The sequence below is a fragment of the Pseudomonas sp. B1-22 genome (assembly GCF_050474425.1).
GTDB lineage: Bacteria > Pseudomonadota > Gammaproteobacteria > Pseudomonadales > Pseudomonadaceae > Pseudomonas.
On sequence record NZ_JBCHVH010000007.1, the window covers coordinates 281692 to 296006 of the forward strand.

A 14315-nucleotide genomic window follows, 5' to 3' on the forward strand; every position below is an offset into this window, starting at 1 on the left:
CTGAGGCAGCGACCGATCAGCCGGTCCGATCGAGGGGAAGCAGCAGCGCCCTGGCACGCCTCATCGGCTCGCTGCCCTCTGCTTCGGGAAGCCGCTCGACGAGCCGCTCCAGCGCCTGGCGCTCCTGGTCCGTCGCTTCGCATTGGGTGCATAGCTCGACGAGCGCAAGGAGTTCGAGCCAGGGCGCTTCCTGCGCGCGCGCCTCCTGAAGGGCACTGCGCACCGCAGCGCCGGCGCTTTCGCCCTCCCCCAGCGCCCGGGCGATGGCGGCCCGGAGCAGAAGTAGTTGCGGCAGATAAACGCTCTCGCCCAGTTCGGCGGTCACCCGCAGCGCTTCCTGCAGTTCGCCTTGCGCACCCTCGATATCGCCCGCCAGCAGTAGCGCCTCGGCCGCATAGCCAAGCACTTCGCTGGAGCCGGCGCGCATGCCAAGACTGGCATGGGCTTCGAAGGCCTCGCGTATGCGCCGATGGCCATCACGCGGCGAACCCAGGCGTGCCTCCACCCAGCCACGCCACCAACCGCAGGCCGTCCGCCCGAGGGCAAGCGCGTGTTCGTCGACCAGTGCCTGCAGGTCTTCCACCCGTTCCCGCACGCGCTCGGCATTGCCCAGGCGAACCTCCATCAGCAACTCATGCCAGCAGGCGACCAACTGTGCCATTGGCTGTCGCAGCATCGCTGCGCGGGCCTGCGCCCGCCGCATGCTGTGGCGGGCCTGCTCGAGCAGCCCGCCGCGCAGCAGCTCGATGGCCAGCATGCCCAGCAGCATTACCTGGGGATCTGCCGCGACGACTTCACCCGCTCCGATATCCAGGGATTCGGCAATGGCGAGCGCGCGCTCAAGCCAATCGCGAGCCGGCTGTGTACGGCCCTGGAGATGCAGTACCTCGCTATGCACGATGCAGGCCGCCAGCATCAGCTGCGGATCGTTTGCCAGCGCGGAAAGCGCCTCGGCGCGTTGGGCTACGGCCAGTGCTCGGGCGTATTCCCCGCGCAGACTCAGCAGGTAGCCATAACCGTGCAGGAGACGTCCGCTCATGGGATGTCCCGGCAACTTTTCCAGCAGTCCGTAGGCACGTTCGAAAGCCTCTCCCGCCTGCCCGTCGAGGCCGAACATCTGGAAAGCCGCGACGCCCTCCAGCGTGGCCAGGCTGATCGCCAGCGCATCGCGCTCGGCTCCTGCCGGTGCACGCTCCAACTGGAGCGCGACGCGCCGGCTCAGGCCAAGCGCCGACGCCGGGCTGAAGTGCAGCAGCGCCGCTTCCATCGCCTCCGCGTAATAACGCAGCGCAGCCAAGGGCTGCCGTGCCCGGTCGAAATGCATCGCCAGCTCAGCGGCGGGCACGGGCACCCCGGCGCAGCGCTCACGCTCGAGGGCAACGCCGACCTGCAGGTGAAGACGCGCCCGGACCGGATGAGGCGTGCGCTCGTACACCATCCGGCGAAACAGTGCATGGCGGAAGGCGTAATGCGATTCGCTGCCGTATTCGCCATCAGAAACGCGCGAATGCGCCAACCAGAGATGCGCAAGCACCATCTGCTCGCAGGCATTGGCGACCTCGGCCAGGTCGCGTCCGATAACCTCCGAGACGGTCTCCAGGCGAAACTCGACACCGCATACCGCAGCGGTTGTCAGCAGGACGCGCTGTTCGCCGTCGAGCCTTGCGAGGTAATTGTCGAGGATCGCCAGCAGGCCCTGTGGTACGCCAACCTGGGCAAGGGCGGCCGTGGCGTCACGGGTTTCGCGTGTCGGGTCGATCACTTCGTCGATGATCGACGACACGAACAGGGGTACGCCGTCGGTACGCTGGTGCAAGGCCCGAACGAAGGATTCGTCGCGGGCGAGCGCCGGCGAAGACAGCGCCACGTAGTCGGCGACTTCGGTCTCGGAGAAGGGATCGAGCATTATCTCGTCGCACAGCCGCTGCAAGCGAAGCTCATGGCGCAAGGCGCCCAGCGGGTGATCGAGCGCGACCACCTCCGCCACCCGGAAGCTCGCCAGCCACATCATGCGGATACGCCCGCGACGGCGCGCGAGGTAGGCGATCAGCTGGACGGTGGATCGATCGCTCCAGTGCAGGTCCTCGGTCACCAGCAGCAACGGTCGCTGCTCGGTGTAGCGCTCCAGCAACTCGCCCATTTCGCGCAGCATGCGCTCCGGTCCGACGCCCACCATTTCCCTCCGCAACGCTTCCCGCTCCATTACGCTGCACAGCCAGGGAAACTGCATCAGCCAGGTCGGCGCAACGCTACGGAGCAGTTCCGGCAGCTGCGGATCGGCACGGCACAATTGCGAGAGCGCCTCGAGAACCGGCAGGTAGGGTTCAGCAGTTCCGAAGTGCTCGACGCAATGACCGCGTGCGCAGGCAACGCCTTCCAGCCCGCTGACGAACTGGTCGATGAGTGTTGTCTTCCCCATCCCGGGCTCCCCCGCCAGCCAGACCAGCGCCCGCTGCCCACCCTGCACACGTTGCCAGGCCCCATCCAGCCTGGACAGCGCGGCGGCCCTCCCGACGAACGGCGGCGCCGGGGAGCCGCCCGCATCCGGCGCCGCGACGCTTCCACTCGGATGCGCCGGTGAGGTATGGGCAATGAAGCGGTAACCATGGCGCGACACGGTCTCGATGATGCTCGGCTGTCTCGGGTTGTCGCCCAGGGCCAGGCGCAGTTCGCTGATAGCCGTCTTGAGCACCGACTCGCTGACGAACCGGTGGCCCCAGACCGCATCCAGCAAGGCGTCCTTTCGCCACAACCTGCCCGGCTCGCGCGCCAGTGCGCAGAGCAGCGCGAAAGGCGTTGGCGTGAGCGCCACGGCCTCGCCATGCCGCATCAGGCAGGCATTGGCCTCGTCGAGCTCGAAATCGGCGAAACGGATCCGCAGAGGGTCTGGACTGGCCTGCAAACGCGCCACGTTCGGTACCTGTTGGCTCGGAAGAATACCCATCGATGCCCCGTCACGAACCGGGGACCAGCAGCCGTCTCGGCGGGCCCCGGACAACGGTTGTGCCGGAGCTTGTCGCATGCCGGAGCGCATCGCGCAGGTGAATCCTGCAGCCATGAAATACTGACACAAAATCCAATATTGATACTAGTCTCATTTTTAATTAACCTGAGTCACGCCTGACGATGGGACCTTCGTGTCTCACGACCTCAATCACAACAAGGGCTCGGTATGAACAACAAGAAACCCCCTGAACTGCTTCCGGAAGCGACAGATGTACTGATCATCGGCAATGGTCCCGCCGGCGCGACCCTCGCCGCGCTGCTGGGACGCCATGGTGTGCGGACGCTGGTCCTGGACAAGGCCCATGAGGTCCTGCTGATGCCTCGCGCGATCGCCCTGGACAACGAGGCGCTGCGCATCCTGCAGCTCGCCGGGCTGGCGGAAGATGCCTTCGAGAAGAAGGTGATTTCAGAAGTGCGGATGCACTCGCCCCTGCTCGGGCAGTTCGGCCGAGCCAACACCGCGGGCTGTATCGATGGCCACCCGAAGCTGGTGACCTTCTACCAACCCGACCTCGAGCATGCGATGCGGGACAAGGCCGCCCAGCTGGAATCGGTCAGCGGCCTGGGCGGCTATGAGCTGGAAGGCATGGACGAGGAAGCGGACGGCGTGGTCGCTTCCGTGCGCGATGAGCAGGGCCAGGTGCACCTCATTCGTGCCCGTTACCTGGTCGGCGCCGACGGCGCCAGCTCCAGGGTCAGGAGCCTGATCGGCCAGGACTTCGAAGGCCAGACCTATGCCGAGGACTGGCTGATCGTCGACGCCGGTGATCGACATGCAAAGGCCATCGACCACGTCGAGTTCATCTGCGACCCCAACCGCCCGATCCCGCACATGCCCGCGCCCGGCGGCCGGGAGCGCTGGGAGTTCATGCTGCAGCCGGGAGAAACCCGGGAAGAAATGGAAGACCCGGAAAACATCGCGCGACTCATCGCCCCCTGGATCGACCCGCGAGAACTGAAGATCGAACGCAAGGCCGTGTACCGGTTCCACGCCCGCTGCTGCAACCGCTTCAGCAAGGGGCGCGTCTTCCTCGTCGGCGATGCCGCCCATATCACCCCGCCCTTCGTCGGCCAGGGCCTGGTGGCCGGTCTCCGCGATGTGTCCAACCTTGCCTGGAAGCTCGCCTGGGTGCTGCGCGGCCAGGCCAGCGCCTCGGTACTGGATACCTACGACCAGGAACGCCGCCCGCACGCCAAGGCGATGATCGACATGGCCAAGCTCATGGGGCGCCTCGTGATGCCCAGGAGCAGGCTCGCCGCCGTGCTGACCCACGGCCTGATGCGCCTGCTGGCATTGACGCCCGCCACGCGCAAGTACTTCGAGGACCTGGAGATCAAGCCGAAGAACCGCTTCCGGCAGGGCCTGTTCAAGCCCCATCGCCGAAGCGGCCGGCTGGTGAGCGGGGGCCTGTTCCCCCAGGCTTGGGTTCGCAACGCTCTGGGCGGGATACAACTGAGCGACGTCGCGCTGGGCGACAGCCTCACCCTGGTAGGACTGGGCGTCGACCCGACCGCGCACCTGTCCCCTGCCCAGGTCACCGCCTGGAAGGGCATCGGCGGCGGTTTCCTCCAGGTGGTGCCCTGTGGCCAGCACCCGGCGGGCAACGCAACGACAGTGGAAGACCTGAACCACCATCTCCTGTCACTGGCAGCCAAGGGCACGCTGGTCGCGGTCCGCCCCGATCGCCACATCATGCATTACGCCCCGGCCGCGGACGCGGGCCAACTGCTGGAGGCGTGCCGCGTGCTACTGGCAGGGGACGACTCCAACGGTCGTGGCGTTTCCGCTACCATCGTGGAGCCTCCCCGATTGCGAGCCTGACGATGTCCACCCTCACCCCTGAGTCCGAAACGGACTCGCCACAGCCACTCACGCGCGGCCACAAGAAGCGCGAACGCACTCGCCGCGGCCTGATCGATGCGGCGTTGCGCCTGGTTGCGCGCAAGGAGGTGGGGGAAATTGCCCTGCTCGAAGTGGCCACCGAGGCGGAAGTCTCCAACGGCACCATCTACAACTACTTCCGCACCCGCGAAGAAGTGCTCGAAGCCGTGGGCATCGCGATGGCCGACGAATTTTCCGATGCCATTTCTGCGTTGAGCGCTGATGTGCACAGCGGTGCCCAGCGGCTTTCCATCGGCGTGCGCATGTTCATACGCCGGGCCGCCGAGGATCATCAATGGGCCAGCGCACTGCTGCGCATCTTCCATTTCGACCAGGCGATTCGCTCGCGCCTGGCCGCCCACGTGCTCGAAGACTTGCAGGAAGGCCGGCGTGAAGGCGCACTCTCCTACCACGACGAGAGCGTCGCCCTGGACCTGGTGGTTTCCTGCACCACCGGGGCGATGCGCTCGGTCGTCGAGGGGCGCGCCGTCGCCGGCCATGACATGCAGGTCGCGGAAATGATCCTCAAGGCCCTGGGCGCCACGCCGGCCAGGGCCAGGAAGATCGCCAGCCTGCCGTTGCCCGACGCTTCTGTGGGCGCCTGACGGCCAGCCACGTCGCTGGCCGTGCTGCGGCGCAATCCTGTTCCGTCGGGTTTGGCTTCCGTTCCTGAGACGTCGTCCAGCGCAGGCCAAGCCTGAGGAATATGCAGCCCGCGCTGCGAGCCATAATTGAACACTTACGTTCAAACAAACCCGCAAAACGTCAGCGTCCAGCCACCCAAAAGGCCAAGCATATAGCTGGAAATTCCGCGCATCACGGCAGACATTCGAAAATTCTCATTGACCGGAATTGAACATGCGTGTTCAATTCTATCCAGAGACAATTCTGGAGAGTGCCCGTGAAATCCCTGAGCCCTGCACAGCGACGCATCCATCAGGCCGCCCTGCGACTCTTCGCCGAACGCGGCGCGGCCGATGTGAGCATCAGCGACCTGGCGGTCGAGGCCAACGTCGCCCGCGGCACCGTCTACAACAACGTGCCCAGCATGGAGCAGCTCTTCGAATCGGTTGCCGCCCATCTCAGCGCCGAGATGCATGAACGGGTCAGGAAGAGTTTCGAGGAACTCGCCGACCCCGCCCAACGGCTTGCCAATGGCGTCCGCTTCTTCATCCGGCGCGCCCATGACGAGCCCCAGTGGGGCTCCTTCATCCATCGTTTCGCCATGAGCGACTCGTCCCTGCGCGAGATGTTCGTCAGCCAGGCGACCAAGGACCTGCTGGAAGGCTTCGCCAGCCAGCGCTACCGCTTCCAGCAGGACCAGCTGCTCTCGGTCATCACGCTGATTTCCAGCGCGGTGCTGGGGGCGATGTTCCTGGTGCTGGAAGGACACAAGACCTGGCGCGAAGCGGGCACCGACACGTCGGAATTCCTGCTGCGGGCGCTGGGCGTACCCTTCGAGGAAGCCAGAAGCCTCGCGACGACGGAGCTGCCGGCACTCCCCGCACTCGGCTAGATCCGCCCAATCGATGTGGTTGTCGCCCCGCCCGGACGGAGCGCGGCCGACTGTTGCCCGAAAAAAGTTCGGAGAACAAGAACAATGACCAGCACTCCTGCATTACCTCGCCTGGCAACACCTGAACCGGCCCGGCATTCCGCCCCCACGGTGAAGGCCCAGCGGCTCGCCCACCTGATCTTCGAGCGCCCCGACCTGGACGAGGCGGCGCGCTTCCTGACTGACTTCGGCCTGACGATCAGCCATCGGGATGCGGATGCGCTGTACCTGCGCGCCGCCGATCCGACGCCCTATTGTTACCGCGTCCACCGTGCCGAGCAGGCGCGCTTCCTGGGTTTCGGACTGGAAGTGGACAGTCGGGAGGACCTGGAGCGGCTGGCCCGGATTCCGGGGGCGTCGGCGATCGAAGAGATTTCCCATCCGGGCGGTGGACGGCAGGTCAGGCTGACCGATCCCTCCGGATTCATCGTCGAGGTCATCCACGGGCAATCGCCCAGCGATCCCCTCTCCCACCGGCAGGCGCTGGCGCTCAATTTCGCCCTGCAGCAACCGCGCATCAACAGCGCCCAGCGCCCTCCGATTACCCCACCGGAGGTGCTGAGGCTCGGACACGTCGTCCTCGAAGTCGCCGACTACCAGGCCACCTGCGGCTGGTACACGCAGCATCTCGGTTTCATTCCCAGCGACGTACAGGTACTCGCGGACGGGTCGCCCATCGTGGCCTTCATGCGCCTGGACCGGGGCGAAACGCCGGCGGATCACCATACCCTGGCAATCGCCCAGGGCTTCGTGGCGACGTACAGCCACAGCGCCTACGAACTGGTCGATGCCGACGCCGTGGGCATGGGGCAGCGCGTCCTGCGCGAACGCGACTGGAAGCATGCCTGGGGCATCGGCCGGCACATCCTCGGCAGCCAGATCTTCGACTACTGGCAGGACCCCTGGGGCGACAAGCACGAGCACTACTGCGACGGCGACCTGTTCACGGCCTCGGCCCCCACCGGCGTTCATTACGTCAGCGCCGAAGCCATGGCGCAGTGGGGGCAGCGCATGCCCAAGAGCTTCACCCGGCCCAGGCTCAGCCTGAGCAATCTGCGCGCGCTGTTGCGCAACCTGCGACGCAGCCCGGACCTGACGCTGCGCAAGCTGACCGCACTGATGCGCCTGTTCGGATAGCGCCGCGTCCTTGCCCCGATGAATGTCAGTCGGCGAACCGCCCTGCGATGCGCTGCCGCGATGGCGGGCTGGATGCTCGCCGGCGGCCCGAGCGCATTCGCCGCATGCCCACAACCAAGCCCCCGCCCGCGCGAGCAGGGGCGAAACGATGCTCCAGGAGTGCCTTCAATGCCAGCCGTACATGTCGTCCGTTTCGAACACCAGAACACCGTCCAGTGGGGCGTGATCCGCCAGGGGCGCATCACCCCGATCCCCGGCGCCTTCGCCACGACCGGCGATTTCATCCGCCAGAACAGCGTCGAGGAGCTGGCCCGGCTGAGAGGCGGCGAACTGGCCGAGAGCGAGGTCAAGGTGCTGTCGCCGGTGACCCGCAACCAGCAGTTCGTCTGCCAGGGCGCCAACTACCGCCAGCACATGATCGAGTCCGGCATGGACCCCGACGCGAAGAAATACAACATGATCTTCACCAAGGCGACCAGCTGCCTGGTGGCCGCCGACAGCGATCTGATCAAGCCTCGCAACGTGCGCTTCCTCGACTATGAGATCGAGCTGGGCCTGATCATGAAACGCGCGATCAGCGGCGCCGTTTCCGTCACCGACAAGAACCTCCACGAGTTCATCGCCGGCGTCGTCATCGTCAACGACTACTCGGCCCGCGACATCCAGATTCCGCAGATGCAGTTCTACAAGGGCAAGAGCTTCCGCACCTTCGGCCCGGTCGGCCCCTACCTCTGCCTGCTGGGCGAAAAGGACATCCACTACCTCAAGGCCCTGCAATTGCGCCTGACGGTCAATGGCCAGGTGCGCCAGGAGGACTCCACCGCCAACCTGGTCTATGGCCCCGCCGAAACCCTGACCGAACTCTCGACGGTCCAGGACCTGGATACGGGCGACCTGATCGCCACCGGCACGCCGGCCGGCTGTGCCCTGTCCATCCCCTCCCCCGCCAAGCAGCGCATCGCCGCCCTGATGCCCGAAGCCACCAAGTGGAAACTGTTCCTCAAGGCGCAGGAAAGCCGTCCGCAATACCTCAAGGTCGGCGACCTCGTCGAAGCGCGCATTCGCAGCACCGATGGCGTGATCGACCTGGGAGAGCAACGCAACCGCGTCGTGGGGGAAGCCTGATGAGCGTGCAGACACTGGCCGACATCACGGCGCTCGAAAGCGCCCCGCTGGCGGAACACCTGCTGGCCGCGAGCACCTATGAAACCCTGCGCCGCAGCGCCGAGCGCTGTCCCGATGCTCCGGCGCTGAGCTTCATTCCCCAGGCTTCGAACTTCGGGCGCACCTTCGACTGGACCTACGCGCAGCTGTTCGCGGACATCACCCGCGCGGCGAACGCCTTCCATGCACTGGGAATAACGCCGACAGAGGTCGTCGCCTTCCTCCTGCCCAACCTGCCCGAGACCCATTTCACCATCTGGGGCGGCGAGGCGGCGGGCATCGTCATGGCGATCAACCCCCTGCTCGAAGCCAGGCAGATCGCCAGCCTGCTGCAGTCGGCCAATGCCTCCGTCGTAGTGACGCTGGCTCCCACGCCGGGCAGCGACTCCTGGGCAAAACTGGCCCCCCAGCTCGGCGACTTGCCGGCGGTCCGGCATGTCGTCTGGGTGAGCGCGGAGGCCTATGCCAACGAACAGCAACGCGCCGTGCTCCGGGCCCTGGCAGAACGGGAGCGGGCGCAGCACAGCGGCGTCCCCATCCACGATCTGCGCGCCCTGATGGACGCCCAACCCGCAACCCATCTCACCAGTGGCCGGCAGATTCACTCGCAGGAGCGCTCCTCCTACTTCTGTACCGGCGGCACCACCGGCCTGCCCAAGATCGCCACACGCACGCACGGCTCGGAAGTCTTCAACGCCTGGGCGATGGCCGCCCACCTGCAACCGCGCAGCGGCAGCCAGGTGATCTTCTGCGGCCTTCCCCTCTTCCATGTCAACGGGCAACTGGTCACCGGGCTGATGCCCTGGTCCCAGGGCGATCACGTGATCCTCGGCACGGCCCAGGGCTATCGCGACCCCGAGGTCATTCCCCACTTCTGGGACATGGTCGAACACTTCGGTATCAATTTCTTCTCCGGCGTGCCAACCGTCTATTCGGCGCTGCTCAGGTGCGACCCTTCCACGCGCGACCTGTCGAGCCTGCGCTATGCGCTCTGCGGCGCGGCGCCGATGCCGGTCGAGCTGTTCCGCGAATTCGAAAGCCGGACCGGCGTGCGCATCCTCGAAGGATACGGCCTGACCGAAGGGGCCTGCGTCTCCTCGGTCAATCCGCCCCATGGCGAGCGGCGTGTCGGCTCCATCGGCATACGCCTCGCCTACCAGGACATGCGTGCGGTGATCCTCGACCCTGCGGGCGAATACGAACGCGACGCCCACACCGACGAGGTCGGCATCATCGCCATTCGCGGCCCGAATCTGTTCGACGGCTATCTGGACCAAAGCCACAACCAGGGCATCTGGATCGACATCGACGGCGAACGCTGGCTGAACACCGGCGACCTCGGCCGCCAGGACGCCGAGGGCTACTTCTGGCTGACCGGCCGCAAGAAGGAACTGATCATCCGCGGCGGCCACAACATCGACCCGAAACAGATCGAGGAAGCGCTGCAAGCCCACCCTGCCGTCGCTTTGGCTGCGGCAATCGGTAGCCCGGACGCCTATTCCGGCGAAGTTCCGGTGGCCTATGTCCAGTTGAAGCCGGGGGTTTCCTGCAGCGGCGAAGCGCTCCTGGCATTCGCCAGCGAACACATCAGCGAACGCGCCGCGATCCCCAGGCGAGTCGAAGTCCTGAACGAACTGCCACTGACTGCGGTGGGCAAGATATTCAAACCCGGCCTGCAACAGCGCGAGGCCATCGCCGTCGTCAAACGGGAAATTGCCGATCTGGGACTTCCGGACATTCGAGTGGAAGCGATACAGGACAACAAGCGCGGACTGCTCCTGAACATTTATGCAGGAGCAGTCCAACCGTCACTGGCCCCCGTCCTGGGGCGATACAGCCTGCAGATCCAATGGCATGACTGAAGCCGTCCCGCTTCGGTAGATCGAAAGCGCAGCGGCAACCGGCGCCCTTGCAGGCCGGTTAATGAAAAACCACCCCTGGCGATCCTGGCATATGCGCAGGCGGGCAGCGCTTTGCCTGCTGTTTCCGTCTGCGCCCCGACAAAAACAATAAGAGGTGAAGGATGTATCAGAAGCATTGCGTGAAATGCGCGGAACCCGCTCATCGACACTATTCGGCGTGGGTCCTGGCGGCCGCCACCGCTGGATTGATCGGCAGTTCGACGACGGCGTTCGCCAACGGCCTTACGCTCAATGAGCAGAGCGCGAGCAGCGCGGGCACCGCCTACGCGGGAAGATCGTCTTCCGCCCTGGACGCCAGCACGATCTATGGAAACCCCGCCGGGCTGACCCAGTTACGGCGCAGCGAAGTGAGCGGTGGCGTCGCGGTACTCGCAGTCAGCGACGATATCAGCGACGTCGAAAGCACGGCGTCAGGGACGAACAAGGGCGACTCGGTACCCACCGCCGTCATTCCCTTCGCCTACATGTCGACCCCCATCGATGAGCGCCTGGCGGTGGGATTGGGACTCTATGTTCCCTTCGGTCTCGTCAACGATTACGAAAACACTTTCCAGGGCCGCTACTTCGGCTCGTACAGCATGACCCGTATCATCACCCTGCAACCAACGATTGCGTATCGAATAAACGAACACTTCTCTATCGGTGGCGGCCCGACCCTCAACCGCTTCGACGCGAAACTTCAAAACAATCTGGCCACCGGCAATTTGAATAACGGCAAGGAGACCCTGGTCACCATCAAAGGCGACGATACTGCCATTGGCTACAACATCGGTTTCCTGGTCGACTTCAACGAGGCGACGAGCTGGGGTGTCACCTATCACTCCAAGGTCAGCTACGAGCTGAAGGGACATACAAAAATTTCAGACGCCCCTGACTTCCTGGCCTTGAACGGGAAATACGACGCCAAGGTCGACCTCGATACACCGGAGTCGCTGGACACTTCCATCACCCATCACTTCGACGATCGCTGGACCGGCTACCTGGGCACCACCTGGACACGCTGGAGTCGCTTCAAGAAATTCGAGGCCGTCAACAGCAATGTCTCTCCACTCGGCCAGGCGGCTGGTCTTGGGCAGGTAGGGGAAGAGTTGAACTGGCACGACACCTGGTCGACGGCGGTTGGCGCGTCTTACCAGTTGGATCCCCAATGGCTGCTGCGCGCGGGCTTTGCCTACGATCCCGCTCCGCTCCGCAACGCCGACCGGAGCGTGCGCATCCCCGTCGCCAATCGCAAGTCCGTCACCCTCGGCGCGGCCTATTCACCGAACAGCGACATGACGATCGACGCCGCGTACGGGTACCTGTGGGACTCCGAAGCATCGGTCAACCAGACCAATGACTCCGGCCTTCAGCCAGACTACAGCGCGAAGTTCAACAGCAGCGCGAACGGCCTGGCAGTGCAATTGACCTATCGCTACTGATCGAAGATCGGCCAACCGATTGCAGGCCCGCATCATCGCGTTCGGCAGCGCAGCCGGATGACAACTGCTTGCGCGCACCGACGGCTGTTTTGAGGTGTGGATTCAGCCGGTGGCCATGCAAACAGAAAAGGGAGGCCATCGGCCTCCCTTTTTCACGCCCCTGCAGGAGCGCGTTTGCTCCCGTCCCCTACCCTGCGATTGCCCCTGACGGTCCTGAGCTGCGCAAGTGCACTCATCGGTCCATACAGTCGTATTCATTCTGACTCGGCTTGCATCCGAGCTGAGCAGCGAGTTGTAGAGAAGCTGTCAATCGCAGCTCATTGCCGCGCCTTGACCTAAGGCCACGGTGATTGACCAACGGTTCATTCACTTTCAGTGATTATTGACACAAGCCCTTGATCGGCTGAAAGCAGCTGTTGATAGGCCCTGTTGAATGGAAGATTGAATCGGAATAACTGTTTTCATATCGATTTCAAAAATGTCACTGGATGATCGGCATTTATACCTACGCTATTTCCGGGGAGAACTTTCGTATTTCGGGAGGGTAGTTGGAGGGAATTTCTCGAAATACTCTCGAAATGCAAAGGAGTTCGAAATGAACAACAGAACGTTCTCTGCGCTGTTCGCAGTCACAGCGCTACTGTCGGCGATTGCACTGCCTGGATTGTCCCAGGCGGACGATAAAGCGCCCAACATCGTGGTGATCATGGGCGACGATATTGGCTGGTCGAATATCGGCGTCTACAACCAGGGCATGATGGCCGGCAGAACGCCAAATCTAGACACCCTCGCCTCCGAAGGCATGCGCTTCACCGACTACTATGCCGAAGCCAGTTGCACGGCTGGCCGTGCCAACTTTATTACCGGCGAACTGCCGATACGTACCGGTATGACCACAGTGGGACAGGCTGGCTCACCTATCGGTATTCCCGCCCAGGCGGTGACAATTGCCACCGTACTGAAGTCCATGGGTTATTCCACCGGCCAGTTCGGCAAGAACCATTTAGGCGACCTGAACGAGTTCCTGCCTACCGTGCATGGCTTCGACGAATTCTTCGGCTACCTCTATCACCTCGACGCCATGGAAGATCCGGCCCACCCCAACTACCCGCAAGAGCTGCTGTCGAAGGTGGGCCCGCGCAATATGGTCCATAGTTGGGCAACCAACACTGACGACGCAACCGTGATGCCGCGCTGGGGTAAAGTGGGCAAACAGAAAATCGAAGACGCGGGCACCCTCTATCCTGAACGCATGAAAACTGTCGACGACGAAATCCGCGACAAGGCCTTCAGCTTCATCGACAAGGCCAAACAAGACAACAAACCCTTCTTCGTCTGGCTCAATCCGACCCGCATGCACATCGTCACCCACCTCTCCGACAAGTACCAGGCTATGCGTAATGCAGAAAATGGCTGGTCCGAACAGGAAGCCGGCATGGCGCAGCTCGATGACATTGTCGGCGACGTCATGGCCAAGTTGAAGAAAGATGGTCTGGACCAGAATACGATCGTGGTCTTCACCACGGATAACGGCGCGGAAAACTTCACCTGGCCCGATGGCGGCCAGACGCCGTTTGCCATGGGTAAGGGGACTGTCATGGAGGGTGGCTTCCGCGTGCCGGCGATCATCCGCTGGCCGGGCAAGGTACCGGCGGGCCAGATTGCCAATGGCATCATGTCGGGCATGGACTGGTTCCCCACTTTCATTGCCGCGGCAGGCAACCCGAATATCAAGAGCGAACTGCTCCAGGGCAAGAAACTGGGCGACACGACGTACAAAGTGCACCTGGACGGTTACGACCAGACTCCGATGATCACCGGTAAAGGTCCGTCCAATCGTCATGAAATCTTCTATTTCGGCGAAAGCAGTCTGGGCGCGGTACGTATCGACGATTACAAGTACCGCTTCATCGATCAACCTGATGGCTGGCTCGGTGCCAAGACAAGCGTTGACGTGCCCGTACTGACCAACCTGCGTCTGGATCCGTTCGAGCGCGCCGGCTGGCCGCAGAACCAGGCGGCCAATGGTTCCCTGCAGTATTTCGACTGGTTCAGATTCCAGTTCTGGCGCTTCGTGTTTGTGCAGCAGGAGGTCGCCAAACTGGCTGAAACGGCAATCGAATTCCCACCGATGCAAAAAGGTGCGAGTTTCAACCTTGAGTCAGTAAAAGCCAAAATCGAGGCCGCAAGAGCAGCAGCGATGGCCAAGTAATCAAATGTCGGAACGT

9 protein-coding genes are annotated in these 14315 nt (G+C 63.7%); 8 read left to right on the plus strand and 1 reads right to left on the minus strand.

The features are described 5' to 3' along the window. Nucleotides 1–16 precede the first annotated feature (16 nt). A complete protein-coding gene (locus ACQ5BL_RS26170; protein WP_279577315.1) occupies nt 17–2944 on the minus strand; it encodes an AAA family ATPase in 2928 nt (975 codons plus the stop codon). A gap of 228 nt (nt 2945–3172) precedes the next feature. Here ACQ5BL_RS26170 and ACQ5BL_RS26175 point away from each other — a divergent pair, with 228 nt between their 5' ends. From ACQ5BL_RS26175 to ACQ5BL_RS26210, 8 genes are all read left to right on the plus strand, one after another. Next, nucleotides 3173–4828: a bifunctional 3-(3-hydroxy-phenyl)propionate/3-hydroxycinnamic acid hydroxylase gene (locus tag ACQ5BL_RS26175; protein ID WP_243807574.1), complete on the plus strand. Its 1656-nt coding sequence runs from the start codon at nt 3173–3175 to the stop codon at nt 4826–4828. 2 nt (nt 4829–4830) lie between these two features. Then, nucleotides 4831–5493 (plus strand): TetR/AcrR family transcriptional regulator, encoded by a 663-nt coding sequence (locus ACQ5BL_RS26180; RefSeq protein WP_243807576.1) that lies wholly within the window; start codon nt 4831–4833, stop codon nt 5491–5493. Between the two features lie 296 nt (nt 5494–5789). Next, a complete protein-coding gene (locus ACQ5BL_RS26185) occupies nt 5790–6404 on the plus strand; it encodes a TetR/AcrR family transcriptional regulator (RefSeq protein ID WP_243807578.1) in 615 nt (204 codons plus the stop codon). A gap of 84 nt (nt 6405–6488) precedes the next feature. Next, nucleotides 6489–7580 (plus strand): VOC family protein, encoded by a 1092-nt coding sequence (locus ACQ5BL_RS26190; RefSeq protein WP_243807580.1) that lies wholly within the window; start codon nt 6489–6491, stop codon nt 7578–7580. 168 nt (nt 7581–7748) lie between these two features. Then, complete coding sequence (locus ACQ5BL_RS26195) at nt 7749–8705, plus strand: fumarylacetoacetate hydrolase family protein (protein ID WP_243807581.1); 957 nt, start codon at nt 7749–7751, stop codon at nt 8703–8705. Then, entirely contained in the window at nt 8705–10606 is a 1902-nt protein-coding gene (locus tag ACQ5BL_RS26200; protein WP_243807582.1) for an acyl-CoA synthetase, read from the plus strand. The genes ACQ5BL_RS26195 and ACQ5BL_RS26200 overlap by 1 nt, the downstream gene beginning before the upstream one ends. A 161-nt stretch (nt 10607–10767) precedes the next feature. Next, nucleotides 10768–12087 carry an OmpP1/FadL family transporter gene (locus ACQ5BL_RS26205; protein ID WP_243807583.1) on the plus strand — a complete coding sequence of 440 codons (1320 nt, stop codon included), beginning with the start codon at nt 10768–10770 and terminating at the stop codon, nt 12085–12087. Between the two features lie 595 nt (nt 12088–12682). Further along, nucleotides 12683–14299 (plus strand): arylsulfatase, encoded by a 1617-nt coding sequence (locus ACQ5BL_RS26210; RefSeq protein ID WP_243807584.1) that lies wholly within the window; start codon nt 12683–12685, stop codon nt 14297–14299. Nucleotides 14300–14315: the final 16 nt, after the last annotated feature.